Below are 26330 nucleotides of genomic sequence, written 5' to 3'. Positions count from 1 at the left end.
TGCCAACAATTACACCGTTGCCGGTATTTACCTGATAAGACATTTTACCCATGGGCATATCTCCATCAAAAAAACAAGGCCGAAAATTTTTAAACCCCATACCTACCGGCGAGGTTAAACCGGGCGACATTATCCCGATGATGCGGGCTTATGCCACCAATAAAGCCGAAGTTGTCCCTAAAAAAAAGTTAGGGCCATTTAAAACGGATCCATCGATATACCAAACACCGCCAAAAAGCGGCTTACGCATCACTCTGATTGGGCACTCGAGTTTATTAATTGAAATTGACGGGCGCACCATCTTAACCGACCCGGTTTGGAGCCAGCGCGTATCATTTACCCAGTTGATGGGGCCTAAACGTTTTTTTGATCCACCCATACAACTAAGCGATCTGCCGCCGTTGGATGCGATAATTATATCGCATGATCATTACGATCATTTGGACAAAGCCACCATCAAATATTTTGCGGGTAATACTGTTCCGTTTTATTGCTCGCTGGGCGTAAGCAAACACCTGGAAAGCTTTGGCATTGTTAAAAACTATATTACCGAACTGGATTGGGGCGACAGCGCCATGATAGATCATGATTGCGTAATTACAGCTACGCCCTCAAGGCATTTTTCGGGCAGGGGTATTTTTGGGCGGAATGAAACTTTATGGTCGTCGTTTGTGATCAAAGGCAGCAAGCACAATATTTTCTTTGGTGCCGATTCGGGCTATTTCCCCGGCTTTAAAGATATCGGCGAAGCCTTTGGCCCGTTCGACCTGGCCATGCTGGAGATAGGCGCCTACGGCCAATACTGGCCCGATATCCATATGGGGCCAGATAATGCATCGAACGCGTTCCTGCAACTCAACGCAAAACTGATGATGCCCATACACTGGGGCACCTTCAATCTTGCCCTGCATGACTGGTTTGAACCCATAGAGCGGCTACAACAATACGCCATCGACAAAAAAATAGAACTCTTTGTACCCGAACCGGGCAAACCAACGGAAGTGAATGGCGCATATAATTCGAGATGGTGGAAACCATTTATGAGTTAACAGTTGGCAGTTGGCAGTTGGCAGTTGGCAGTTGGCAAAAATAATCTCTGCCAGCTTGCGAATTTTATTTATAAAATACTTTTATGGAATTTGCGCTGATGCTGCATCCTGTTTTTAAATAAAAGAAATATGGATAAGCAAATCATTAACGCTCAACTAAAATTTAATTGCTGTGCAGATTGGGATAGTATGGCAACAACAACCGGCGGCAGAAATTGTCAGCTTTGCCAAAAAAAGGTTTTCGATTTTACCAATAGCACTCAAAACGATCTCGATCTAATTTTATCAGAAAATAATTCTAATATCTGCGGAAGGTTCACGGCATCGCAGGCATCAGTGCAGCCACGCATTATTCCAGTTTGGAAAAAATGGGTTTCGGCTGCAATGGTATTGGTCGGCTTTAATTTATTTAATATCAAAGCAATAGCGCAAAACAACGTCCCAAAAACCGATACCAACGCGTATCATTCGGGACGCATTCTAATGGGAGAAATTGCGATAATTAATTCATCGCCGCAATTTATTGGCGGCAAAGAAGCATTAGACATTTTTTTAAAAAAACACTTAAATTATAAAGGTAGAAACGGTGAAGTGAGGTTACGTTTTGATGTTGATACATCGGGCAAAGTAAAAAACCTCAGAGTAATAGCCAGTTTAGATGCATCCAGTGACAAAGAGGCTTTAAGAGTAATAAAATTATCACCAAAATGGGCACCGGCTACCCTACAAGGTAAGCCCGTTAACTCGTCGTTTACTTTGCCTGTGAAATTTCAAAATTGACATAATAATTGACAAAAATAACCGTGCCAACTGCCAACCAATTACTGCCAACTGCTACAAAACTTCCTTCAAATGCTTATAATTTGATTTAAGGGTATCCAACACCTCTTCCATCCTGCCGTTTAGTACCAGTTTGGTCATGGATAGCGCCATGCCTTTTACCTGTTCAAATTCAATTTTTGGCGGCATGGCTAAGGCGTTCGGATCGGTCATTATGTTTACTAATACCGGACCATTAAAGTTCAGGGCTTCCTGCAACGCGGTTTTGACATCGGCGGGTTCTGTTACAGTCATGCCTTTAATGCCCATGGCCTGTGCCACCAAGGCAAAATCAGGATTTACCATATCGGTTTGCCAATCGGGCAGCCCGGCAACTTCCATTTCCAATTTCACCATCCCTAACGACCGGTTATTAAATATGATGATCTTAACCGGTAATTTATATTGGGCAATTGTCGCCAGGTCGCCCAGCAACATGGATATACCGCCGTCACCGCACATGGCTATTACCTGCCTGTCGGGTTGGGCAAAAGCTGCACCGATAGCCATCGGCATAGCATTAGCCATCGATCCATGGTTGAATGACCCCAGCATTTCGCGCTTACCTGTAGCGTTAATATAACGAGCGCCCCAAACGCATGACATACCGGTATCTACCGTAAAGATGGCATCATCAGTAGCCAGTTTATCTAATACACCGGCTACCATTTCAGGGTGGATCTTATCTGTCTCGCCGCCGTCATCCACGTAGCTTTGCATTTGTTTTTTTACTTCGGCATACAGCTCAAGTTGAGCTTTTAAAAAGCTATCATCAGTTTTTTGGGCAACCAATGGCAACAGGGCTGTTAAAGTATCCTTTATCGATCCGCATAAACCTACGTCAACTTTAGCGCGGCGGCCCAGGCGCTCGGGTTTGATATCCACCTGCACAATTTTACACTTTGGCGGCATAAACTGCGCGTAAGGGAAATCTGTGCCCAGCAATATCAGCAAGTCGCACTCGTGCATGCTGTGAAAAGCAGATGGTAAACCCAATAAACCGGTCATACCAACTTCGTTAGGGTTATCATACTGGATACTCATTTTGCCTTTAAACGAATAACCAACGGTGGCATTTAATTTACCGGCCAGGGCCACTACCTCGTCATGGGCACCGCTCGCACCGATACCGCAAAAGATGGTGATTTTTTTATGCTGATCTATCAAGTCTGCCAGTTGTTGCAGATCTTTTGCCAACGGCCTTACTTCTGCTACAGGATTATAATTTTGTGTTGATGAAACGCCTTCATCAGCATCCATTTTGGTCAGATCGCCGGGCAGGCCAATTACGGCTACCCCTTTTTTATGTAAAGCATGTTGTATACCCGCCTGCAGCATCCGCGGGAACTGCGCCGGCGTAGTAGCCATTTGGTTGTAATAACTGCAATCGTCAAATAACTTTATGGTATTGGTTTCCTGGAAATAATCGGTACCAAATTCGGTACTCATTACCGTTGATGCGATGGCAATTACCGGCGCGCCTGATTTATGCGCGTCATACAAGCCGTTAATTAAGTGTACATGCCCCGGGCCGCTGCTGCCTGCGCAGCAGGCAAACCCGTTTAACTGGGCTTCGGCACTTGCGGCGAACGCGCCTGCCTCTTCATGCCGCACATGTACCCATTTTATGCTGCCCTCACGCCTAACGGCATCGTTTACTTCGTTTAAACTATCGCCGGTTACAGCGTATATTCTTTTAATACCGGCGTTTACCAGCATTTGTACCAGTTGATCTGCAACACTTTTTGCCATAATGCTTATTTGTTTTAACTCTAACCATTAAGCACCTGCAGAGTTTTAAAATTTGCAAAATGACGACCAGGCTTATCAGAATGGTAAGTATAGGACAGGATAAGCTATAAATTTTAAAGTCTATCGCATTTTTATAAAATCATATTAAAGCCATTTTATATAAACATTCGCAATAGATAAACAGATTTATTGATAAGTTAACACCAAATTAGCTTTAAAATTCGTATTTTTGCAATAAAATGCAACAAAATAAAGATATGGGACGAGTAGCAATAGTTGCCTATAAGCCGATGCCGGGTAAAGAAGCGGCCTTACGAACGCTTATTAAAAAGTATGTACCTTGTTTAAAAGAGGCAGGGCTGGCAACAGACAAAGAATCATTTATATTAGAAACCAAAGACGGAACAATAGTTGAAGTTTTTGAATGGAAATCAGAACAGGCCATGAAAAAGGCCCACACTAACGAGCAGGTACAAAAAATGTGGCGCGAATATGCCGAAGTTTGTACATATACCCCGTTAAACCGTTTGCCTGAATCGGCCAGTTTATTTGCCGAGTTTACTCCGCTAAACTAGGTTCTATCCAGTTTCCATCCTCGCGGATGATGCCGATCAATTCGTCAAGGGCGTTTGTGGCGCTGATATTTTTCTTCACTGCTTCCTTACCGCGATAAAGGGTTACTTTATCAGTTCCCGAACCAACATAGCCGTAATCGGCATCCGCCATTTCGCCGGGTCCGTTTACGATACAGCCCATAATACCGATCTTCAATCCTTTTAAGTGGCTGGTACGGCTGCGGATCATCTGTGTGGTAACCATCAGATCGAACAAGGTACGGCCGCAGCTTGGGCATGAAATATATTCTGTTTTTGAGATGCGTGAGCGTGTAGCCTGCAAAATACCAAAGGCTGTTGAGGTAATGGTTTTTACATCCACTTCCGGTGCGTCAATCCAGATACCGTCACCAAAACCGTCTATCAGCAAAGCGCCTAAGTCGGTGGCGGAAAAAAGCTGTAAGTCTTGAGTCTTGAGTTCCGAGTCTTGAGTATTAAAGCTGTAAGAACGCTTTATAATTACCGGCACATCCAATCCCAACTCTTCCATTTTAAAGAAGAACGCGCGATGGTCGGCCATGCCGTGTGCGGCATCGGTTTCTAAAACAAAAACCAGCGAATTACTGAACGGCAAGGAACCAAACGCATCCGAGTCTATATCCGCAGGTTTTATCCTCACCAGGTTTAAGGCCGATGATTGGTCGTCAGCTTCAATAAATTCTGTCAAGGTAAATACCGGGTGGCATAGGGTTTTATCGGCCAGTTTTTTCCAGGTCTTGTAATTATACAGCTGTTTTAAATTTGATGGCAGGTTGAACGATGGCAGTTCATCTCCAAAATAAACAAAATCAACCGACTGGTCGGCCATATTATATTTATCCAGCAATGGCGAATAAAGATATCCGGCGGCATTCAACACCGAGGCATCCTTCAAATTTTCTTTCGACAGATCAACCACCACACGCGGTACCATGTGCCCGCCTATAAAGGCATTGGCTTCGTAGGTATCACGTTTTTTGTACTCGTAGGGATTGTATTGTGGAGGTAAAAGGTCAAAGGTTAAAGGTGAAAGGTTTTCTTCAACAGTGACATCACCTTTTACCTTTTGCCTTTCACCTTTAAGCTTACCACGTTCAACATAGCGGTTTACCAGCGCAATAGCCACCGGTGCTTCGGCTTCTGGTTCTTCGGTAAGGGATACGCGGACGGTATCACCCAGGCCGTCCTCAAGCAAGGTACCAATACCGACGGCCGATTTGATACGGCCATCCTCGCCGTCGCCGGCTTCGGTAACGCCCAGGTGCAGCGGGTAATTCATACCTTCGGCAACCATTGTTTCAACCAGTAAACGATAAGCCTGCACCATTACCTGCGGATTGCTCGACTTCATGGAGATCACCAGGTTATAATAGTTCAGCGTCTCGCACATCCGCATAAACTCCATAGCCGACTCTACCATCCCCTGCGGAGTATCACCGTAACGGCTCATGATCCGGTCGCTTAACGACCCGTGATTGGTGCCGATACGCATGGCGGTACCATACTCCTTGCAAATTTTTACCAGTGGCGCGAATTTCTGGTAAATGCGGTCCAATTCGCCCTGGTACTGTGCATCGGTATAATCTATCTGGTCAAATTTCTTTTTATCGGCATAGTTGCCGGGATTAACCCGCACTTTTTCTACGATGCGCGCGGCAACTTCTGCAGCGTTGGGGGTAAAATGGATATCGGCTACTAAAGGGGTTTTATAACCTCTTTGGCGTAATTGTTTCTTTATTTCTAAAAGGTTCTGCGCTTCTTTTATGCTTGGCGCGGTAATCCGCACGTATTCGCAACCAGCCTCTATCATCCGGATAGACTGCTCAACCGTACCAATGGTATCCATGGTATCGGTAGTGGTCATGCTTTGTATGCGGATGGGATTATTGCCGCCCATGGCTACATCGCCAATATTAACCTCGCGGGTAACAAAGCGCGAATACTCGGTCAACGAGTTACAATAACGGCCGGGAAGTAATTTTATAGCAGAAGTATCCATGCAGCGTATAATCTTTTAATTAAATACAAAGTTAACGATTTACCTATTGCTATATTTACAACATTTTGTAAAGAATTTATAAATAGCTGTTAAAGCTAATTTACACCCAACATGAACGACGAATATTACCTGGTTGAAGGCGAAGAAAAAAAAGGGCCATACACTTATCATGAATTGACCCAGATGGATCTTGATATCCATACAGAGTTGATCACCCCGTTAAGTGATCAGCCGCAATACGCGTCAGAATTGCCGGAGTTTATCGATTATTTTGAGGCTCAGGGCATTTACTTTCCTACCATGGATAACCTGGCCTCATTAGGGAAACGGTTGAGCGCTTTTATTATTGATTACTTCGGCATATATATCATTGTATCAAATATTGCCGTACGTACCGGATTGGTTGTTCTGCCTTTAGATATAGATTATTCGTTCAGGAAGCCTGTACCTACATCAATGCTGATCATGTCGGCAAGTGTGGTTACCATATTTTTGCTGTACAAAACCATTTGCGAGGCTACCAATTTAAAAGGCACTGTTGGTAAAACAATATTTAAACTGATTGTGGTTGATATATATGGGCAACGTTTATCATTACCGCGGTCGTTACTGCGCAACCTTGGGGTGGTGTTATCCCTCACCATCTGGATCCCATTTATAAGCGTGTTTTTTAGCGAACACCGCCAGGCCTGGTATGACAGCCTTGCCAAAACTTACGTTATAACAACGGTTTAAGGTTAAGAGATTTAGTATCTCTTAACCTTAAAGTCGGCCATACCGCCGCTCATTTTTATATAGATCTTATTTTTGGCGCTGCTGAAACCTGCGGTTTCGTAAGTGCCGTCGTCTTGTTTAACAAAGCCCTCAAAGTTTGTTGATGATAAACCTGTGCTGCTTTTTATATGGCAAGCCGCATTAGCCGGGATCCTGATCGTTACCGCCGACATGCCTGTTTCAACGTCAACATTGGTTGCTGCCAATGGCTGGCCAAGTTTAACATCAAAATCTGCAGCGCCGCCGCTTAATGAAAGTGAGCGTATCTTAAATTTAGCAAGATCAAAGTCAAGCTTGGTTGCGCCGGTTTTTATGTTGATGTCCCACTCGGGCGCGGTATTCAGTTTAAATACGGCAGAATTACTTTTGCTGCTGTCCTTATCATTGTCGTCAAAATCAAAACTGATACCGTGGCGGCCCTTCATGCTGAAGTTAAGATCAGCTACAGAATCTTTTTGATTATGGGTAAACTCGTATTTGCCTTTAAACTCGTGCGTATTGGCTGTAAACAGCTGGTTGGTAGTATCGCTTAGCGTATAAGTTGTACCGCCACCGCTGATGCTTAAACGCGCAACCTTGGTATTGGCGGCAAAAGGTGTATTAAACTGACTGTTGCCTTCAACTTTGGTTACACTAAGGCTGTCGTTATCGTCGTCGTTATCATCATCGTCACTGTTATCATTAAAGTTGTTGTTGTACTTGTTCCAAAAATGTTCTTTTTTATCAAAGTTGCCGAAGATGATCAGGCAGAACCCGCCAACTATGACAGCGATCTTTAACGCTGTAGCACTGTTTGACCGGTTGTGTGCAAATATCAGGTTAATACCGGCCACAACTATAAATATTGGCCACAGGTAAAAAAGGTTACCCCAATGGAAGGGAATTACACCGTAGTTGTGAAGCAGTATAACCGCTCCTATCAATATCAGGACCAGGCCCGGAATTATTTTATCGTTTTTCATGATCTTATTTTTTATAGCTGGTTAAACAGTTGGATTGTTATCTCCGGTTTTGTCTTCTTCTTTTGTTTCGGTAGTTGCAGGGTCGGTGTTAGTGGTATGCCAGTTTTCTTGTTCCCATGGGTGCAGGGCTCTGCGTGAAAATACCAGGACTATGCCGGCGGTAACCAATACTAAAGGCCATAAGCGGTCAAATTGCCAGTCGGGTAACAAGTCAAAGTTATCCAGCATAAAGAATGAGCCAAATGCTACCAGCGCCACACCGATAATTACACCGGCATTAGACCTTTTCTTAGGCGGCATTGCAAACGGCGCGTCCTGTGGCCGGGTGAAATTACCGAAGGGGTTAGGTACAGTGTAATCAACCGGGCCATCTGTTTTTGGCGGTACGGTATAATTAAAAGGGCCGGGGTTATTAAAACCTGTAGTGTTAAAGCCATAAACTTTTTTAGGCATTACTATCCACAGTATAATGTAAGGCACTATGCCACAGCCATGCAATATCAATGCTAATACAAATAATACCCTCACTAATGTTACATCAATACTTAAATATTCCGCGATGCCGGCGCATACGCCAGCTATCATTTTATTATGTTCGTCGCGTTGGAGTTTCTTTTCCATGATCTTAGTTTTTTAATTGTTTGTTTATAATTGCCCGCCAGCGGGTTTTATAATTATTTGGTCGACATTGGCACCTTTGCTCATTTTATAAATATTTACAATGGCCGATGCGATGTCTTGCGGTAAAACCATTGTGTCTTTGTCAACAGCCTGGCCATCCCATGAAGCGGTTAGTGTTGAGCCGGGGATAACTGCAGTTACCTTAACCCCATGCTCCTGCATCTCTAAGCGCATTACATTATTCAGGCTTAACAAGGCCGCTTTTGTTACACTATAAGTTCCCGCGTCGACTACGGGGTTTAATGATGCAACGGAACAGATGTTGAAGATATGCCCGTTGCCGGCGGCTATCATGCTTTTACCAAAAAGGCGATAAAGCTCATAAGCCGGCATCAGGTTGGTATTAAACATTTTCTGAAACAACGCGTCTCCATCATTCAAGATCCGCGAATATTCATACATGCCCAGGTTGTTAACAATGATGTTGATGGTGCCCAATTCCTGCTCTGCGCTTTTTGCAAATTGCAGCAGCTGGTCTTTGTTACTGCCATCGGCAACAGCGGTAAAAACTTTTATGGCCGGGTTAATTGTCAATAGTTCGGTTTTAAAGGCGTCAAGCTCGTCAGCTTTACGTGAGTTTATGGCCAGGCTGATGCCCTCTGTTGCAAATGCAATGGCTATTGCCCTGCCCATTCCTTTAGTTGCTCCGGTTATTATTGCGTTGTTCATAGGTTAAAAGTAGATATAATTGAGAAAAGCCGCTTATACAAATCGGGGAACGGGGTGGAATAGTCGGTGAAAATGGAAATTTATCCCGCGTATCAATTAATCAATCAATATTAAATTAATACTCTTTTAAACAAATCATGACATATTTAGTTAATCTTAAGCCTGTGCACAAATTATCAGTTGCAGGCATTACCAGGCTTCAAGGTAAAAATGTATTTTTAACCCGGTTTTATATGATAGCATGTTTTACAGTTTAGGCAAATACATACTTCTGCTACGTTTAAGTTTCAGGAAACCCGAAAAATTTAGTGTTTACTGGGCCGAGGTAATGCGCGAGATGGTATCCATCGGCGTTGGTTCATTGGGCATTATCGCTATCATCTCCGTTTTTATCGGCGCGGCTACTACCATACAGGTGGCATTTCAGTTAAGCAGCCCGCTGGTATCCATGAGTATTGCCGGTAAAATAGCGCGCGACTCTACCATTTTGGAATTTAGTCCCACCATATCAGCATTGGTGCTGGCGGGCCGGGTAGGTTCAAGCATCGCGTCGCAAATAGGCACCATGCGGGTTACTGAACAAATTGACGCTTTAGAGATTATGGGCGTGAACGCGCCCGGTTACCTTATATCGCCCAAAATAATTGCCAGCATGACCATGATACCCTTACTGGTGATCATCTCTATAACCTTGGGTATTACCGGCGGATACATTGCCTGCCTGGTATCCGGCGATATTACGCCCGACGACTACCTGATAGGGGTTCGCGATGGTTTTGACGGGTTAACCATACAGGTTGCCCTGGTTAAGGCCGTAGTTTTTGGTTTTATTATAGCTTCTATTTGTGCATACCAGGGCTTTTACACATCAGGCGGCGCGCTTGAGGTTGGGCAATCATCAACCCGCGGCGTGGTTTACAGCTGCGTAATGATTCTATTTGCCGACCTGGTTATAACCCGTATTATGCTATGATCGAGATCAAGGACATTCATAAAACCTTTGGCGAGAATAAAGTATTAAAAGGCATCTCAGCAAACTTTATAGCCGGTAAAAACAACCTCATCATCGGTGGATCGGGCTCTGGTAAAACAACCCTTTTAAAATGTATTGTAGGCTTGCATGAGCCTACCAAGGGTTCTGTTTTTTTTAGCGGCGAAAACTTTACCGAAATGAATTTTGAGCAGCGGGTACCTATCCGTACACATATTGGTATGCTTTTTCAAAACTCGGCTTTGTTTGACTCCATGACGGTGGAAGAGAACATCATGTTCCCGCTAAATCTGTTTACTAAACAAACCGCTGCAGAAAAGCTGGATCGCGCTAATTTCTGTTTAGAAAGGGTTAACCTGGCTGGAAAAAACAAGCTTTACCCAGCCGAACTTTCGGGAGGGATGAAAAAGCGTGTGGGTATAGCGCGCGCTATATCCATGCAGCCCAAATATTTATTTGTGGATGAGCCTAACTCGGGCCTCGACCCAAAAACTTCTATACTTATTGACGACCTGATCAATGAGCTGACCGAAGAGTATAACATGACCACCGTTATTGTTACCCACGACATGAACTCGGTAATGGGTATTGGCGAGCATATTATCTTTCTGCACAACGGCGAAAAATGGTGGGAAGGCAGCAACAAAGAAATTGCCCATACTGATAACAAAGAGCTAAACGACTTCGTTTTCGCCAGCAAGTTTATGCAAGCGGCAAAAGCGAAGCTTTAGTTAGGTGATTAGAGATTAGTTAATTAGAGATTAGGGCCTGTCAATGGCTAAATAAAAAGGCGATAAGTTTCAACACTTATCGCCTTTTTAGTAACTTGTATAGCCTCAAAATCGACTAATGACTAATGACTAATGACTAATGACTAATGACTAATGACTCACTTCGCCAGCGTATATTCCCCTGTAAAATTGGTTGGATTTGCAAAGCCTAAATTGTTAGGTCCCGGGTAGCCTATATTAACTTCGGTACCGTCGCCGGCGGTATAAACCATGCGCCGGCCATCGTCTACTACCCTAACTTCGCCCGGAGGGCCGTTAACCTGTAGCATATATTTAAATGTTCCCGGTTTATCGGCAGCAAATTTTATATAGCTAAGCGGTATGGCCAGTTCGTAAGTATAAACCAATTTACGATTGAAACGCGCAACCGCTTTAAACCCCTCGGTATTAAATACAGAAAGCGTACTATCCGGTATTGTCGGCTCGCCTGTAACGCCTATTGCCTTAAAGGCGGCATCTAATGTAGCGTTGTAGGCATTCATTACAGAATCGGCCATGGTATTATTTACATTGGTGTCCTTTACAGCCAGGTAAGGGTCTTTTAAATTAAAGTAGACCGGGCGTTGCGTTTTAGCATATGCCGGGAATGTAACCGCTAACCCGTCCTTATTTTGTTTAGGGTCGGCCATTATGGTTAGCGTGATCCCGTTTGATGTTATTTTCCGAATGATCCGTTGCTCGTCAGACTGTATGGTTAAATACAATTTTGTAGCGCTGTTTGATAGTGTATAATAAACTTCGGTAGTACGGTTAAATGCCTGGAATTTATTGTTCCATTCGGTTGTTTTACCATCAACTTTAATGTTGGCCGGAGCGGCTACACTTGTCACCTGGATTTTAGGTAACTTTTGCGCATTAGCTGCAATGCTAAACAAAACAGCGGGCAACAGCAGCGTTAGCGAGGGTTTAAAAAACTTTTTCACGCGGATAAATTTATTAGTGAGCTAAAATTACTGATTAAACACAAGTGCGTGAAAACTTTTACCCTATCTAACAAATATGTTACCCGTTAACTACAGATGCTCGCCGGCAAGTAGCCCATTAGATAATATTACCTTTATCCTTATATTTGCCGCCGGTAACTAATTCCTGATATTAAATGATCCAACTGCTTACGCCTACACACTGGAAAGATTATGAGCTGATCGACTGCGGCGATTTTGAGAAGCTGGAACGCTTTGGTAACGTAATACTTATCCGCCCCGAACCACAGGCGGTTTGGAGTAAGGTATTGCCGCAAACCGAATGGCAGCGTTTACACCATATCAGGTTTAAGGGCCGCTCTGCCACATCGGGCGAGTGGATCAAGAAAAATCCTGCTACGCCTGATCGCTGGCATATCGAGTATAAAAACCCTGAAGCAGCTATTAAATTCAGATTGGCGCTTACTTCATTTAAGCATTTGGGTATTTTCCCTGAACAAGCGGTTAACTGGGATTATATCTCGCAAAACATCAAAAAATTTAAAACACCTGATCCTAAAGTATTAAACCTGTTTGCCTACACCGGCGGCGCATCATTAATTGCCCGCGCGGCAGGTGCTGATACCACACACGTCGACTCGATAAAACAGGTAGTTACCTGGGGTAACGAGAACCAGGAACTATCGGGCTTAAAGGATATCCGCTGGGTTGTTGAGGATGCCCTGAAATTTGTAAAACGCGAACTGAAACGCGGCAAAAAATATAACGGCATCATCCTTGACCCTCCCGCTTACGGCCACGGCCCTAACGGCGAGAAATGGAAACTGGAAGACCATATTAACGAAATGATGCAGGATGTAGTACAATTGCTTGACCCTGACGAGCATTTTTTAATACTAAACACCTATTCGCTGGGCTTCTCGGCAGTTATTGTTGAGAACCTGATCAAGAGTGCTTTCCCCAAGGTACAGAACCTGGAAATTGGCGAACTTTACTTGCAGGCGACATCGGGCATTAAACTGCCGTTGGGCGTATTCGGTAAGTTTTATAAACACAAATAACCATTTTGTGGATAATTTAAAACTTACAGGCACATTAAAAACCCTATTTTGCGACACGTATAGTACCATTAAGTTCATACTTTAAGTAACTGTATCACAATACAAAAAGTAAAAATCTAATTTTTTTAAATGAAAAATATATTTCTGTCAACAGTATTTATGCTGTCTTCGTTAGGTCTGTTCTCTAACTGCACCCAAACCAAATCAGGCGTTAAGGATAGCAAAACAAAAACCGCCGCAAATGTTCAGGCTGCAGAAGATACTTCAACAGCTAAAGTGGTGTACCCTCCGTTGGATAAGAAACTATATGATTCATTAATGAAACGTATGGCCCATGGCGATACTACAGGCAAATGGCCGGTTAAAAATACGCCATACCCTTTACCGGGCGCTATTCTACCCTTTAAAAGGGTTGTTGCCTATTACGGTAACCTTTATGCTAAAAAAATGGGCATCCTGGGCGAATTGCCGCCTAATGAAATGCTTGCCAAACTAAAAGGCGAAGTTAAGCATTGGGAGAAAGCTGATCCGCAGGTACCGGTACAACCGGCATTACACTATATTGCTGTTGTAGCCAGCGGTAACGCCGGTAAAGACGGAAAATACCGTAACCGCATGCCGTTTAAACAAATTGACAGTGTATTGGTGTTAGCCAAAAAAGCCCATGCCATTGTGTTTTTAGATGTACAGGTTGCGCTAAGCAATATCCATACAGAATTGCCATTGCTTGAAAAATACCTAATGATGCCGCAAGTGCATTTTGGTATGGACCCTGAATTCTCGATGAAAGACGGCAGCTTGCCCGGTAAAAAAATAGGTACTTATGATGCAGCCGATGTTAACTATGTATCAAACTACTTAGCAGGCCTGGTTAAAAAATATAACCTGCCTCCAAAGATCCTGATCGTTCACCGTTTCACTAAGAAAATGCTGACCAACTATCAGAACATCAAATTGCATCCTGAAATTCAGTTGGTAATTGATATGGACGGCTGGGGCGAGCCTGACCTGAAAGAAGGCACCTGGCGCTACTTTGTTCATAACGAACCGGTACAATTTACAGGCTTTAAGTTGTTCTATAAAAACGACATCAAAAAAGCGCCGCACCACATGCTAACACCAGAGGAGGTTTTGAAAAAGAAACCTTATCCAATGTATATACAATATCAATAACCCCCTCCCAACCCTCCCCAGCAGGGAGGGCTATAAAAGAGCTATTTTAAACAAAAAAACCTTGAGGTAATCCTTAAGGTTTTTTTGTTTAGAAGTCTCCCCTTTGGGGAGATTAGAGGGGTTATACCGTAGGCTTGGCAGTAAATACGCTGCTGTAGTATTTGATGTATGCAATACATAAAAACACATTCAATACAATAATACTAATGCCAATAGGCGCACCTGCCGGAGCTAATATTGTATGATATAAGGCTATATTTAAGCTGATAGGTAATAATACCAGTAAAAAGAAAGCAGTATAACGGTTAGCTAATAAAAACAAGCCGCTTAAAATTTCTAATACCTTCATATACTGAAAAAAGTAACCTGATCCGTAAAGTCCGCCGCTAAATGCGCCAGCCGCGCCTGTTGGCATGGGTTGTTTTGGGATAAAAGGAAAGAAGAAATTCAATCCAAACACTACAAAGATTAAACCCAGTAAAATCCGGGCAATTAATACTGCAATTTTCATATTTTTTTGTTTTAAGTGATTAACTAATAATTTGATAATTAAGTTTCACAAAAATAAGAGTTTAAACATCTAATTTTTATATCAAAGTGTCATACCTTTGTTATATATTGATTATACAATGATTAGCTCCCAATAGTTGCTTTAAAATTAAATTAATATCTCTATGAAAAAATTCCTGCTGTTTAAAGTTCTATTATTTAGCGTATTGATTGTCGATGCACAAAATGCCCCATTATCCATCACCAATGGCGGTAAAGTCTGGGCATTGGCGTACCAGCAATGCGCCGCTGAATACAAAGCCCTATGTTTCCAGGCTTACAACATTGCCCACTGGCGCCTGGATGAAGCCATTAAACACAAAGGCAAAAAGCCGCTGGCCGTGGTTACCGATATAGACGAAACCTTACTGGATAACAGCCCATACGATGCCGAAAGAGCGATCAACAATCAACCGTTTGATCTGAAAACCTGGAAACAATGGACCGCCAAAGGCATTGCGGATACCGTACCCGGTGCTCCATCATTTTTTAAACACGCGGCATCAAAAGGGGTAGCTGTTTTTTACATTACCAATCGTGATGAGAATGAACGCGACGGGACAGCAAAAAATTTGAAGCTTTATAACCTGCCGTATATAGATGCCACGCACCTCATTTTTAAACAATCGACATCAAGCAAAAAAGACCGCCGTAAACAGGTATTGGCCAAATACAATATTGTGCTGCTGTGCGGCGATAATCTGGCAGATTTTGATGCCTTGTATGATAACAAACCATCCGAAGCAAATCGTGACGCGGCTACAGAGAAATTAAAAAAGCAATTTGGCAGCAAGTATATTATCATTCCTAATCCATCGTACGGTGATTTTGAAAATGCTTTGTTTAAATTTGATTACAAACTTACCGAAGCACAAAAGGATTCGGTTATTAGATCAGTTATCAAACTGGATAAGTAATTCATAAAACATTGCTTAAACTTGTAGTGTTATAAAGAAACAATTAGCTGAAACCTCATACCAATGACTATTATAGAGAACGACCTTTTTAAAGTTGCCATCCGTTCGCAGGGCGGTGAGTTAACTTCATTTTACAATAAAACTACAGGTATTGAACATTTATGGCAGGCCGACGCTAATATATGGCCCTGGCATGCGCCAAACCTGTTCCCGATAGTAGGCGGACTGATCAATAATGAATTATTGGTTGATGGACAGACGTATGAATTGCCCCGCCACGGATTTAACCGTACGTCAGAATTATTACTGATCCATTCGGACGAGCAATCTGCGTGGTTCTCTTTGCCTTATTGCGAAAAAACACTGGCTAAGTACCCTTATAAATTTGATTTCCAGATTCATTATGATCTGATAGATGATGCTTTGCGCATTACCTACAAAGTGATCAACCTGGATAAAAAAACCATCTATTTTTCAGTAGGCGGCCACCCTGCTTTTAACGTGCCTTTTACCAAAGGCGAAAAATATGAGGATTATTACCTGGAGTTTGAGGTTGATGAAAAGCTGGAAACCCACCAGCTATCTGCCGATGGTTTTTTTAACGGGCAAACATTACCTGTACCGACAGATAAAGGAAAGCTATTTTTAACCCGCGAGCTATTTGATAAAGACGCGCTGGTGTTTAAAAATTTAAGATCGCGCGTGGTGACCATTAAAAGTACGCAGCACGATAAAACGCTTACAGTTGAGTTCCCGCATTTTAATTACCTGGGCATCTGGGCAAAACCGGGAGCTGATTTTGTTTGTATTGAGCCGTGGCTGGGCTGCGCCGATACCGAAGATAAACACGTGGATATCACCCAAAAAGAAGCGATACAAAAATTACACATGGGCCACGTTTTTGAGGGCGCGTTTTTTATCAGCGTTTAATTTATGGCCGCCCCTACCCAGCGTTTTAGCAACCGAGTAGAAAATTATGTAAAGTACCGACCGGGTTACCCCGGCGAAACCATTGACTTTTTAGCAAAGGAAGCACACCTTACAAAACAATCGCTAATTGCAGATATCGGCTCGGGTACGGGCATCTTTACCCGGCTTTTACTGGACAAAGGTTATACCGTTTATGCGGTGGAGCCTAACGAAGCCATGCGTAACAGCGCCGAAGAGCAATTAAGCGGGTATGCCAATTTCCATTCGGTTGACGGCGCTGCAGAAGACACAACCCTCGACAAAAAGAGCATAGACTTGGTTGTATGTGCGCAGGCTTTTCATTGGTTTGACCAGGAAAAAACAAAAGCCGAGTTTAAAAGGATCTTAAAACCCGGCGGGCAGGCAGCATTGATCTGGAACAACCGTCAAATTGATATAGATGCGTTTGCCGTAGCCTACGAACTGTTATTACAACAGCAAAGTTCTGACTACAATGAAGTGAACCACCGCAATATAACGGATGTTAACTTCACTAACTTTTTTAAAGGTGGTAAATATAAAGTAGCCAAATACAACAACGTACAGGTTTTTAATGAAGACGGATTGATCGGCAGGGCTTTCTCTTCGTCATACATCCCTCCGAAAGATACAGCGGCGGGGCAAACATTCCTTACTGAACTTAAAGCATTATTTGAACAATACCAAACAGATGGTACGGTAAACTTTGTGTACCAGACGGAGATCTATTTAGGTAAAGTTTAGCGGCGATAATTATAACTTCCTTAATTCCTCTTTAGCCTTTGAGAACCATACGCGGTTGCTTTTCTTTTCGACCGGGCTAAGATGGGGTTCTTCTGAAAGCATATCCTGGAAAATATTGGCCGCATCTTCATCGCGCCCTGCCCTTACCAAAAATAAGCCATATTCATAACGCGGACCAAAATAAGAATAACGGCCTTTCATTGCTTTAAATTCGTTTTCGGCCTGTTCTGTATTTCCTGAAAACTCCAGAGCCTGGGCATAAGCTATGTGCGCTTTTGAACGGATAAACTGAGGCAATTTATACACCTTTTTTGCTGCCGCGATGGCATCTTCATAGCGCTGAACCCGCAGATAAGCAATTACCAGTTGCATCAAAACATGCTCATTCTCGCTAAAAGCACCGGTAAGGCTTGCTGTGTAAAGCTCAATGGCTTTATCATTCATCCCAGCATCAAGGTAAGTATCTGCCAGTTTGATCCTGTTGGCAAAGGTGTCTGCAAATTGCAGCTCGGCTTCCATTTTTTTGATCCTGCCACCGGGATTAACTATAGCGCCAACGTCAATATTAGGGGTTTTATAGCTGCGGTTGCTTAGCACTTCGCTGTAGATATAGATCAAGCTGCCTATCACCGGTAAAAAAATGATCAGCCAGATCCACTTGCCTTGTGTACCCCGGTTTAAACAATGTATCGCACAGCCTATTTGTAAAGCTATGGTAATGTAGTAATAGTACCCTCCGGAAAAAAACATACGATAAGCAGGCTGATGTGATAATTAATCAAAAATAGCAAAATAGCGCAATGAATATCGTTAATTTTTGATAACCGAATGTGTAAGACTTACGAAGTTTTTGAAACTTCGTAAGTCTTGTGTTCCTGTTAAAATAATCCCAGCTGACCTTTATCGTCCATATCGATATCATCCGGGTTGGTGATCTCAAAATCAATCTTCTTTGGTGGAGATTCCACTGATTTTATTTGAGATTCATCCGGTTTTGAAGAGGATTGTACTTCTTCTTCGGCTGACTCTACTGATTCTTCTGCTTGCAGAGTTTCATCGGTTACCGTTTTATCTTCGGGCGTGATCAAAATCTCTGTATCAGCAACCGAATCCGGTTCCGGATCTGGTACATCCTCTTCATCATCGTGTTCGGCCTCTAAAACCACACTTTGCACCACGTGCACAGATAAACGATTGCCCATGGCTTTCATCCCTTTTACATCGATCAGGTCGGCCAGGTTAAGTTCAACCGTTTCAGGTGTTTTGGTTGCACCCTTTAGTTGATCCACCTTCACTACAGCCTGCGACGCGCCCGATATCACGATCATTTTTGAACCGCCTTCATCGCTGATGATACTGGTTTGTTTGCCTATCGCCGTGTTTTCAAACACGAAGCGTTTCACCAGGTAATTTTTTGATTTACCATCATAGTGCACAACCGAATAAACCTTTTCGGGGTTGTATTTTTCTATGATCACCATTTTATCATCAAAATGGTTATTCAGGTCAAAGCTGGTTAACTCGTAAATTCCATTCGGGAAAACAGTCAGGATGCGGTCGTCACCATCAAATTCGCCTAAAAACTTACCCCTGCCATCAACATTAAGGCGTTTTAAAATATCGTCATACCAGATCTTACGCCCGGCAAGTGTGGAGATGCCTTTAGATTTTAAAATGATCTTTTTAACCGGGTACTTGGTAATGATGTTACCCATAGATGCGCGGCCTTTTATAGCTAGCTGTGCAAAGTCCTCATCAAACTGCAGTTTTTTTAGCTTTTGGTGAGGCTTTAGCTGCACATTTACCACCTCGGCCTCGCCGTTAGGGTTGGCAGAGAAGTAAAGCACTTTTGAACCTTTGCTGCCCTTGGTCAGATCATATTCTTTATCGCGGGTAACACCGGTAACCGCAAAACGCTTAATATAACTTACGCCGCTCTGCCCGTCTTTGTAGATCATGTTATAGATCGTCCGCTCGTCGTTCTTTTTAAATACCGCCACGTGAATGATCTCTTTACCCACAAATACTTTGTCCTGCACCTTGGTGACAATGCAACGCCCGTCCTCACGGAATACGATGATCTCGTCGATATCCGAGCAGTCGCCTACAAAAGTAACCGCGTCATCACGTTTTAAACCAGTACCTATAAAACCATCTACTTTGTTAACGTAAAGTTTAGCATTTGCCAGTGCAACCTGCGATGCTTCTACCTTATCAAAAGTGCGCAGCTCGGTTTTACGTTCGCGTCCTTTGCCATATTTCTCTTTCAGTCTTTCAAACCAATCGATGGTATAATCAACCAGGTGTTTCAAGTGGTTTTTAACCGTCTTTATCTCGTTCTCCAGGTTCTTGATCTGCTCGTCTGTTTTCTTGAAGTCAAACCGGGTGATACTGCTCATCGGCTTGTCTATCAGCTTGCGGTAATCCTCAGCCAGTATAGGGCGATAAAACAGCGACAAGAATGGCTCGAACAAACGGCCCAAAACAACCAGCACTTCATCAAACGTTCCTGATGTTTCGTAATCCGGGTTTTTATACATCCCCTCCTGGATAAATATTTTAAGCAGCGAGCTAAAAAATATTTTTTCCATCAATTCCTTCAGCTTGATCTGCAGCTCCTGTTTAAGCAGCTCTTTGGTGAATTCGGTGCTTTCGGTAAGCATATCGTTCACGCTCATAAAGCGCGGCTTGTCATCCTGTATTACGCAGGTATTTGGCGATATGGCAACTTCGCAATCGGTAAAGGCATACAGCGCGTCAATGGTCACATCAGGCGAGATACCCGGCGCCAGGTGAATAACCAGTTCTACGTTTTGCGCGGTATTATCGTCTATCTTTTTTATTTTGATCTTACCCTTTTCATTGGCAGCTATAATGCTGTCTTTCAAACTGCCCGTAGTGGTGGTAAAAGGAATCTCTGTAATGGTGAGCGTTTTTTTATCGGTCTCCACGATCTTGGCACGCACACGGACACGCCCGCCCCGCTGACCATCGTTATAGCCCGACACATCTGCCATTCCACCCGTAGGGAAATCAGGCACCAGGTTTGGCGTTTGCCCCCTTAATACCGCTACAGACGCATCAAGCAACTCGATGAAATTGTGCGGTAAAATCTTGGTGGCCAAACCTACGGCTATACCCTCGGCACCCTGCGCCAGCAACAGCGGGAACTTTACGGGCAGCGTAATAGGCTCTTTATTACGGCCATCATAACTGGCCTGCCATATGGTAGTATCCGGGTTAAAAACAACTTCTAAAGCAAATTTAGATAAGCGTGCCTCAATGTAACGCGGCGCCGCTGCAGAGTCGCCGGTTACCGGGTCGCCCCAGTTACCCTGGCAGTCTATCAGCAAGTTTTTCTGGCCTATCTGCACCATGGCATCGCCTATAGAAGCGTCGCCATGCGGGTGGTATTTCATGGTATTACCAATAACGTTGGCCGCTTTATTGAAACGACCGTCGTCCATCTCCTTTAGCGAATGCAGGATACGCCGCTGTACCGGTTTCAATCCGTCATTAATATGCGGAACGGCACGGTCAAGTATTACATACGACGCGTAATCAAGAAACCAGTTTTCATACAATCCGTCGAGTGAGGTAACGTTATGTATTTTTTCATCATTATTATCAGGTATCTCGTCCCGATAGCTATCGGGATCGTTTAGATTTTCACTCATTATTAAAAAAATATTTTTGGATGGATAAAGATAGGGAAATGTACAGAAGTGCGCGGGGTTTGATGTGCAGATTTTATAAACATTCTATCCGTTCTTAACTTAAATTGGGCATATTTACTATCACAAATTATAACATTAATGAAACTAAGAGTAGCCCGCCATACATCCAACTTAAAACCTTTAATCAGTTTTTATACCACTGTTTTAGGCCTCGATGTTATTGGCAGTTTTACAGATCATGCAGGCTATGACGGTGTGTTTATAGGCGGCAAAAATTCGGAATGGCATTTGGAGTTTACCACATCGGCCAACAATGCCGACCATCATGCCGATGAAGACGATCTTTTAGTTTTTATGTTGATGAAAAAGAATACGCTATCATTATAGCGAAAGCTTTAGCTAATAATATTAAACAGGTACCTGCAAAAACCCCTATTGGGCAGCTAATGGTGTTACCCTAATTGATCCTGATGGGTTTAGAATTGTGGTTACAATTGATCCAATACTATAAATTTTCCTTCTTCATCTCCCTGATCATCACATTATAAGTCCACTTACGCAACATGGCATTTACCGTGTTGACAATGCGTTTTGCGCGGGTTTCATTTGTCTTGGCGCTTTCTATCCATTTAATGAAATAGTTACGATGCGACATGGGCAAGGTATTAAATTGCACGAGCGCTTCGGGATCAAAATCAAAACATTCCTGCAGGTCGGCGGGGATCTCTACTTTATAGTCCTTATCTTCTTCCAGTTTTACGGTTAGCATTGCGCCTGCTTCCTTGCGAATGCTCTTACGCACATCGGCTTTTAAAGCCATTATAAATCCACCATCGCCCATAGGCATTAAGGCGAAACCTGCTATTGCAAAATTGTCAAGCATCCCGCGCACCCTGAAAGATTGCTTATTACCGGGTTTCAATTGCTGTGCAAGATCAACCGGGATCTCAATATATCTCCAGCCGGTTTTTTCGCCCTGCTCGCCAAATTGCAATATGATGGTTTTAAACTCTATCATGCTATAAATATCAGCCAATTAACGCCACTGTAAAAATAGGGCAAATGTTAAATTTCGGTTAAATCGGCAATAAATTGTTTTTTCTGTGTAACGTTTGGGATAGTACGGATGTCTTATAGATATAAAAATTAATTAATAACCTTAAATACCATATTATGAAAACTCTTAAATCAATCATGCTTGGGTTAGCATTAGTAGTTGTTAGTACCGTTACTAACGCCTCAGTTAAACCGGCAGCAGCTGTCTTATCTAAAAACGATGTATTAAATATCTACGTAAACGCTTTGGTTCATGGCAAAATAGATGGCCTTGAAAACATCCTCGACAAAAACGTAAAATTGATCATGCACCGCGGCGAAAAAGAATTCAACCTTGACAAGGCACAGATCCTTGAATCATTTAAAGCATCAGAAAACATTGAGCAAGGCTGCACTTATACTACTTATACCCAGGATGAAACCGACAATGGCATGGTAGTAAAAATAACTATGAAATATGATGGTTATGAACGTACCAACATGGTAACCATTGCATTGAACCATGCCGATTTTAAGATCACTAAGATCGAAACACAATCTTAATTTTAGTTTAGTTTGTTTATTTATTGGTTAAGGGCTCTCGTAAGCGGGGAGCCCTTTTCTTTTTTATGATAACCTATCCTCAAAAAACAGGAACGGCAAAAAGCTTTCAATACCGTTGGCAACCCAAACCGGGCTCTTGTCGGTAAACAGGATAACCTTTACAGCTTGTTGTTGCTTTTTCTCATACTCGGCCAATACCTGCAGGCATGAGCCGCATGAGGTTACCGGCCTTTTAAGTTCAAACTCGTCCGTATGCGCGGTAACCGCCATGCTGATGATCGGATCATCCGGGTGGTTTGAGCCCCAGTGAAATAATGCCACCCGCTCGGCACATAAGCCTGACGGATAGGCTACATTCTCCTGGTTGCTGCCCTGTATGATCTTACCGCTTTGCAACCGCAGCGCCGCCCCCACCCTGAATTTTGAATAAGGCGAATGCGAATTTTTCATCGCCTCTACCGCCGCGGCACACAGTTCCCGGTCACTATTATCCAGCTCTGCTACAGAAGTATATTCTTTGAAAGCTATTTTTATTTCGTGGTTAGTCATTTACCTCACCCTGCCCTCTCCAAAGGAGAGGGTTCTTTTTAAGTTTATAAAAAAACAAATCCCCGCTCCTTTTTAAAGAGCGGGGAAACAAGATAAAGATAAAATCTTAAATAAAAAAGCGTCATTGCGAGCGTAGCGTGGCAATCTCTACACGACAGGTTACCGATTCCTATCGTGTAGAGATTGCCACACTCGTTCCTCGTTCGCAATGACGTTAGTAAATAACTACACCGCTATCGGCAACTCTTCCGTTTCCGCATCCGCGACTATGGTTGGGTTTACGGTTTCGTCGTCTTTTTCAATCCTTAGGTTACCAATAATGTGCTGTTGCCTTGCAGGGGTATTTTTACCCATAAAGTATTCTAACAGGCCTTTAATATTGGCATCTTTTAGTATCACCGGATCAAGGCGTATGTCTTTACCTATGAACAAGCCAAACTCGTCGGGCGAAATCTCGCCCAGGCCTTTAAAGCGGGTGATCTCGGGCTTTACGCCTAATTTGGCAATGGCGTTTTTACGCTCTTCGTCGCTGTAGCAGTAAATGGTTTCTTTTTTGTTACGCACGCGGAACAGCGGTGTCTGCAATATAAATACGTGCCCGGCTTTCACCAGGTCTGGGAAGAACTGCAGGAAAAAGGTCATCAGCAGCAGGCGGATGTGCATACCGTCCACATCGGCATCGGTAGCTATTACAATGTTGTTGTAGCGCAGGGCGTCAAGGCCGTCCTCAATGTTCAGCGCGTGTTGCAGCAGGTTAAATTCCTCGTTTTCATACACCACTTTTTTGGTAAGGCCGAAACAGTTTAGCGGCTTACCCTTTAGACTAAATACCGCCTGCGTCATCACATCGCGCGATTTGGTGATCGACCCGCTGGCCGAGTCACCCTCGGTAATAAACAGCGTGGTATCCTGCTTACGCTCGTGGGTATCATCAAAATGCAGCTTGCAGTCGCGCAGTTTACGGTTATGTAACGATGCTTTTTTGGCACGCTCATTAGCCAGTTTTTTAATGCCGGCAATGTCTTTACGCTCACGTTCAGACTGCATAATGCGTTTCAACAGCGCATCGGCAGTTGCCGGGTTTTTATGCAGGTAATTATCCAGCTCGCGTTTTACAAAATCACTGATAAACGTGCGCACGGTAGGCCCTTCCGGCCCCACATTTTGCGACCCCAACTTAGTTTTTGTCTGCGACTCGAACACCGGCTCTTGTACTTTTATCGCGATAGCCGACACAATAGACGCGCGAACGTCCGACGCGTCGAACTCCTTTTTATAAAACTCGCGGATGGTTTTTACTACCGCTTCGCGAAAGGCCGCCTGGTGGGTACCGCCCTGCGTTGTGTTCTGCCCGTTAACGAACGAGTAGTATTCTTCGCCGTATTGCTGGCCATGGGTCATGGCTATTTCTATGTCATCACCCTTTAAGTGGATGATGGGGTAACGCAGCGTCTCTACATCCGTACGCTTGGTAAGCAGGTCATACAGGCCGCGTTCAGAGAAATATTTTTGCCCGTTAAAGTTTACGGTAAGGCCCGAATTAAGGTAAACATAATTCCAGATCATGTTCTCCACAAACTCGGGGATAAAGCGATAATGGCGGAAAATGCTATCGTCAGGGAAAAAGTTAATGGCCGTACCGTTACGCTGCGAAGTTTCTTTTTCAGGTTCGTCGCGTATCAGTTCGCCTTTTTCAAACTCGGCAATTTTGGTGCGGCCGTCGCGGTATGATTGTACCGTGAACGATGTCGACAGCGCGTTAACCGCCTTGGTACCCACCCCGTTCAAACCTACCGATTTCTGGAAGGCCTTGCTGTCATACTTACCGCCCGTGTTTATTTTTGATACGCAATCAATCACCTTACCCAGGGGGATCCCGCGGCCATAATCGCGCACGGCAACCTTGTGGTCGCTGATGTTGATCTCGATGGTTTTGCCCGAGCCCATTACAAACTCATCTATCGAGTTATCTACAATTTCTTTCAGTAATACATATATCCCATCATCATAAGCCGACCCATCGCCCAGCTTGCCAATGTACATGCCGGGGCGCAGGCGGATATGCTCTTTCCAGTCGAGCGACCGGATACTATCTTCACTATAATTTACTGGTTCTGCCATTTTTAAACGTGTGTTATTTGTACGGGGGAGACAGGAAGCCTCATTATGGCAAAAATAAAGTTTAGCGGCGCAACTCCTAACCCAAATCTGCTAACTTATTAACATTAGGCGCTTAAAATTTGATATAGCATTCAGCACCATTGCCATTTTGCGAAAAATTTTTAATTTTTTTTGCTAACTTTAAAACCAAAGGTTGATTACGTTGTTAAAAGAGCATACTATGAAAGCATTTATACTACGACGCGAAACAATTTCTTACTTTTTGATGAGTGTATCGGGCTTTTTTACCTTTTACACTTTCTTTAGGCTCATGCAGCTTTTTGCCAACCATTTTATCGGCGCAGCTGCTCTGCTGTATTTAGTGCCGATGTTCGTGGCCTCATCCATCGCCTGGCTTTATTCTTTAAAGCTGGTTAAGGCGGCTTAACCTATTTAATTCCCTGCCGGCTGCAATGATGCGGCGTATTAGTTTATCTATGCGGCTAAATCGTTAAGGCGGGCAAGGGCTCTAAATTTATCCATCGAAATGGGTTTGGTAATTAACTGCTCGATAAACGGATAGCCGGATAACCTTTCATGATCCACCTTCCTGACAGACACCGTTACAATGTAAACTTTTATACGCTTTGATAAAGATCCATATATTTCGGCATAGGCATCCAGGAAACTCCAGCCGTCTTTACCCGGCATCCCCAGATCTATAAACATCACATCGGGTAATTTAAAATGATTGTTCCTGTTATTTTTAAGGTACGCTATCACTACATCCACCTCATTAAAGTGGCAGATATTTTTAAAAAATTGCGGCTTGTTAGCCAACGTCATGATCCGGTGAAACACATCATCGTCATCCAGCACAAGTAAAGTTTGTTTTCTTAAAGTTACCATTAATAAAATCAGGGGTAATATATGCCTAATAGCCAAACGTTGTGGCAATAAGTGTACCATTGTTTAATCTCGCTATGGATATGAATTTTACTTAAAAGAGC

General features: G+C 43.3%; 27 protein-coding genes and 1 pseudogene. 15 read left to right on the top strand and 13 right to left on the bottom strand.

Translation table 11 applies throughout. The features are described 5' to 3' along the window. The first annotated feature begins 50 nt into the window (after positions 1-50). Positions 51-1049: an MBL fold metallo-hydrolase gene (locus FO440_RS08385; RefSeq protein ID WP_144247738.1), complete on the top strand. Its 999-nt coding sequence runs from the start codon at positions 51-53 to the stop codon at positions 1047-1049. Positions 1050-1178: 129 nt separating this feature from the next. Then, a complete protein-coding gene (locus FO440_RS08380; RefSeq protein ID WP_144247737.1) occupies positions 1179-1829 on the top strand; it encodes an energy transducer TonB in 651 nt (216 codons plus the stop codon). 54 nt (positions 1830-1883) lie between these two features. Here FO440_RS08380 and FO440_RS08375 read toward each other — a convergent pair whose 3' ends face one another. After that, positions 1884-3620, bottom strand: coding sequence for a thiamine pyrophosphate-dependent enzyme (locus tag FO440_RS08375; RefSeq protein WP_144247736.1), 1737 nt, complete (start codon positions 3618-3620; stop codon positions 1884-1886). A 239-nt stretch (positions 3621-3859) separates the two neighbouring features. On the opposite strand from FO440_RS08375, the gene FO440_RS08370 reads away from it, so the two are divergent. Continuing rightward, positions 3860-4195, top strand: a complete 336-nt coding sequence (locus FO440_RS08370) for a hypothetical protein (protein ID WP_222103945.1) — start codon at positions 3860-3862, stop codon at positions 4193-4195. On the opposite strand, the gene ispG is transcribed toward FO440_RS08370, so the two are convergent. Then, the gene (gene ispG, locus FO440_RS08365) at positions 4179-6212 is read right to left on the bottom strand and encodes a (E)-4-hydroxy-3-methylbut-2-enyl-diphosphate synthase (RefSeq protein ID WP_186292604.1); all 2034 of its coding nucleotides are present in this window, start codon (positions 6210-6212) and stop codon (positions 4179-4181) included. The genes FO440_RS08370 and ispG overlap by 17 nt on opposite strands. A gap of 111 nt (positions 6213-6323) precedes the next feature. Here ispG and FO440_RS08360 point away from each other — a divergent pair, with 111 nt between their 5' ends. After that, on the top strand, positions 6324-6947 hold the full coding sequence (locus FO440_RS08360; protein ID WP_144247734.1) for an RDD family protein: 624 nt from the start codon (positions 6324-6326) through the stop codon (positions 6945-6947). Positions 6948-6958: 11 nt separating this feature from the next. Here the strand turns inward: FO440_RS08360 and FO440_RS08355 are convergent, their stop codons facing one another. Genes FO440_RS08355 through FO440_RS08345 form a run of 3 tightly spaced genes read right to left on the bottom strand, consistent with a single transcriptional unit; the run spans position 6959 to position 9298 of the window. Beyond that, positions 6959-7948: a LiaI-LiaF-like domain-containing protein gene (locus tag FO440_RS08355; protein WP_144247733.1), complete on the bottom strand. Its 990-nt coding sequence runs from the start codon at positions 7946-7948 to the stop codon at positions 6959-6961. Between the two features lie 21 nt (positions 7949-7969). Continuing rightward, positions 7970-8569: a PspC domain-containing protein gene (locus FO440_RS08350; protein ID WP_144247732.1), complete on the bottom strand. Its 600-nt coding sequence runs from the start codon at positions 8567-8569 to the stop codon at positions 7970-7972. A 24-nt stretch (positions 8570-8593) separates the two neighbouring features. Next, entirely contained in the window at positions 8594-9298 is a 705-nt protein-coding gene (locus FO440_RS08345) for an SDR family oxidoreductase (RefSeq protein ID WP_144247731.1), read from the bottom strand. Positions 9299-9539: 241 nt separating this feature from the next. On the opposite strand from FO440_RS08345, the gene FO440_RS08340 reads away from it, so the two are divergent. Both FO440_RS08340 and FO440_RS08335 read left to right on the top strand, forming a co-directional pair. Continuing rightward, entirely contained in the window at positions 9540-10271 is a 732-nt protein-coding gene (locus tag FO440_RS08340; protein WP_144247730.1) for an MlaE family ABC transporter permease, read from the top strand. Then, positions 10268-11020, top strand: coding sequence for an ABC transporter ATP-binding protein (locus FO440_RS08335; protein ID WP_144247729.1), 753 nt, complete (start codon positions 10268-10270; stop codon positions 11018-11020). The genes FO440_RS08340 and FO440_RS08335 overlap by 4 nt, the downstream gene beginning before the upstream one ends. Positions 11021-11178: 158 nt before the next feature. Here the strand turns inward: FO440_RS08335 and FO440_RS08330 are convergent, their stop codons facing one another. Then, positions 11179-12003 carry a hypothetical protein gene (locus FO440_RS08330; protein ID WP_144247728.1) on the bottom strand — a complete coding sequence of 275 codons (825 nt, stop codon included), beginning with the start codon at positions 12001-12003 and terminating at the stop codon, positions 11179-11181. Between the two features lie 176 nt (positions 12004-12179). On the opposite strand from FO440_RS08330, the gene FO440_RS08325 reads away from it, so the two are divergent. Continuing rightward, positions 12180-13064 (top strand): class I SAM-dependent methyltransferase, encoded by an 885-nt coding sequence (locus FO440_RS08325; RefSeq protein WP_144247727.1) that lies wholly within the window; start codon positions 12180-12182, stop codon positions 13062-13064. A gap of 129 nt (positions 13065-13193) precedes the next feature. Continuing rightward, a complete protein-coding gene (locus FO440_RS08320) occupies positions 13194-14237 on the top strand; it encodes a hypothetical protein (protein ID WP_144247726.1) in 1044 nt (347 codons plus the stop codon). A 121-nt stretch (positions 14238-14358) separates the two neighbouring features. On the opposite strand, the gene FO440_RS08315 is transcribed toward FO440_RS08320, so the two are convergent. Further along, positions 14359-14748: a DoxX family membrane protein gene (locus FO440_RS08315; RefSeq protein ID WP_144247725.1), complete on the bottom strand. Its 390-nt coding sequence runs from the start codon at positions 14746-14748 to the stop codon at positions 14359-14361. Positions 14749-14911: 163 nt separating this feature from the next. Between FO440_RS08315 and FO440_RS08310 the strand changes: the two genes are divergently transcribed. The 3 genes from FO440_RS08310 to FO440_RS08300 all read left to right on the top strand — a co-directional run bounded on the left by FO440_RS08310 (position 14912) and on the right by FO440_RS08300 (position 17395). Beyond that, on the top strand, positions 14912-15703 hold the full coding sequence (locus FO440_RS08310) for a 5'-nucleotidase, lipoprotein e(P4) family (RefSeq protein ID WP_144247724.1): 792 nt from the start codon (positions 14912-14914) through the stop codon (positions 15701-15703). Between the two features lie 63 nt (positions 15704-15766). Then, the gene (locus FO440_RS08305) at positions 15767-16633 is read left to right on the top strand and encodes an aldose 1-epimerase family protein (RefSeq protein WP_144247723.1); all 867 of its coding nucleotides are present in this window, start codon (positions 15767-15769) and stop codon (positions 16631-16633) included. Between the two features lie 3 nt (positions 16634-16636). Further along, positions 16637-17395, top strand: coding sequence for a class I SAM-dependent methyltransferase (locus FO440_RS08300; protein WP_144247722.1), 759 nt, complete (start codon positions 16637-16639; stop codon positions 17393-17395). 9 nt (positions 17396-17404) lie between these two features. Here the strand turns inward: FO440_RS08300 and FO440_RS08295 are convergent, their stop codons facing one another. Together FO440_RS08295 and FO440_RS08290 are read right to left on the bottom strand one after the other, a co-directional pair. Then, positions 17405-18145, bottom strand: a complete 741-nt coding sequence (locus FO440_RS08295) for a PLDc N-terminal domain-containing protein (RefSeq protein ID WP_144247721.1) — start codon at positions 18143-18145, stop codon at positions 17405-17407. Positions 18146-18273: 128 nt separating this feature from the next. Beyond that, a complete protein-coding gene (locus FO440_RS08290; protein ID WP_144247720.1) occupies positions 18274-21072 on the bottom strand; it encodes a DNA gyrase/topoisomerase IV subunit A in 2799 nt (932 codons plus the stop codon). A 138-nt stretch (positions 21073-21210) separates the two neighbouring features. On the opposite strand from FO440_RS08290, the gene FO440_RS08285 reads away from it, so the two are divergent. Both FO440_RS08285 and FO440_RS25090 read left to right on the top strand, forming a co-directional pair. After that, a complete protein-coding gene (locus FO440_RS08285; protein WP_144247719.1) occupies positions 21211-21459 on the top strand; it encodes a hypothetical protein in 249 nt (82 codons plus the stop codon). A gap of 40 nt (positions 21460-21499) precedes the next feature. Then, positions 21500-21583, top strand: a pseudogene (locus tag FO440_RS25090) (hypothetical protein); the annotation flags it as partial. On the opposite strand, the gene FO440_RS08280 reads toward FO440_RS25090, so the two are convergent. Beyond that, entirely contained in the window at positions 21578-22090 is a 513-nt protein-coding gene (locus tag FO440_RS08280; RefSeq protein WP_144247718.1) for a YdeI/OmpD-associated family protein, read from the bottom strand. The pseudogene FO440_RS25090 and the gene FO440_RS08280 sit on opposite strands and share 6 nt — an antisense overlap. A 155-nt stretch (positions 22091-22245) precedes the next feature. Here FO440_RS08280 and FO440_RS08275 point away from each other — a divergent pair, with 155 nt between their 5' ends. After that, on the top strand, positions 22246-22671 hold the full coding sequence (locus FO440_RS08275; RefSeq protein WP_144247717.1) for an SNARE domain-containing protein: 426 nt from the start codon (positions 22246-22248) through the stop codon (positions 22669-22671). Between the two features lie 63 nt (positions 22672-22734). On the opposite strand, the gene FO440_RS08270 is transcribed toward FO440_RS08275, so the two are convergent. Continuing rightward, on the bottom strand, positions 22735-23220 hold the full coding sequence (locus tag FO440_RS08270) for a cytidine deaminase (protein ID WP_144247716.1): 486 nt from the start codon (positions 23218-23220) through the stop codon (positions 22735-22737). Positions 23221-23445: 225 nt separating this feature from the next. Further along, a complete protein-coding gene (locus FO440_RS08265; protein ID WP_144247715.1) occupies positions 23446-25341 on the bottom strand; it encodes a DNA topoisomerase IV subunit B in 1896 nt (631 codons plus the stop codon). 220 nt (positions 25342-25561) lie between these two features. Here FO440_RS08265 and FO440_RS08260 point away from each other — a divergent pair, with 220 nt between their 5' ends. Further along, entirely contained in the window at positions 25562-25768 is a 207-nt protein-coding gene (locus FO440_RS08260; RefSeq protein WP_144247714.1) for a hypothetical protein, read from the top strand. 47 nt (positions 25769-25815) lie between these two features. Here FO440_RS08260 and FO440_RS08255 read toward each other — a convergent pair whose 3' ends face one another. Next, positions 25816-26229, bottom strand: a complete 414-nt coding sequence (locus FO440_RS08255; RefSeq protein ID WP_186292603.1) for a response regulator — start codon at positions 26227-26229, stop codon at positions 25816-25818. Positions 26230-26330: the final 101 nt, after the last annotated feature.

The organism is Mucilaginibacter corticis (genome assembly GCF_007558865.1).
GTDB lineage: Bacteria > Bacteroidota > Bacteroidia > Sphingobacteriales > Sphingobacteriaceae > Mucilaginibacter > Mucilaginibacter corticis.
The sequence above is the reverse complement of the archived record's forward strand: the minus strand, read 5'-3'. Positions and strand labels throughout refer to the sequence as shown.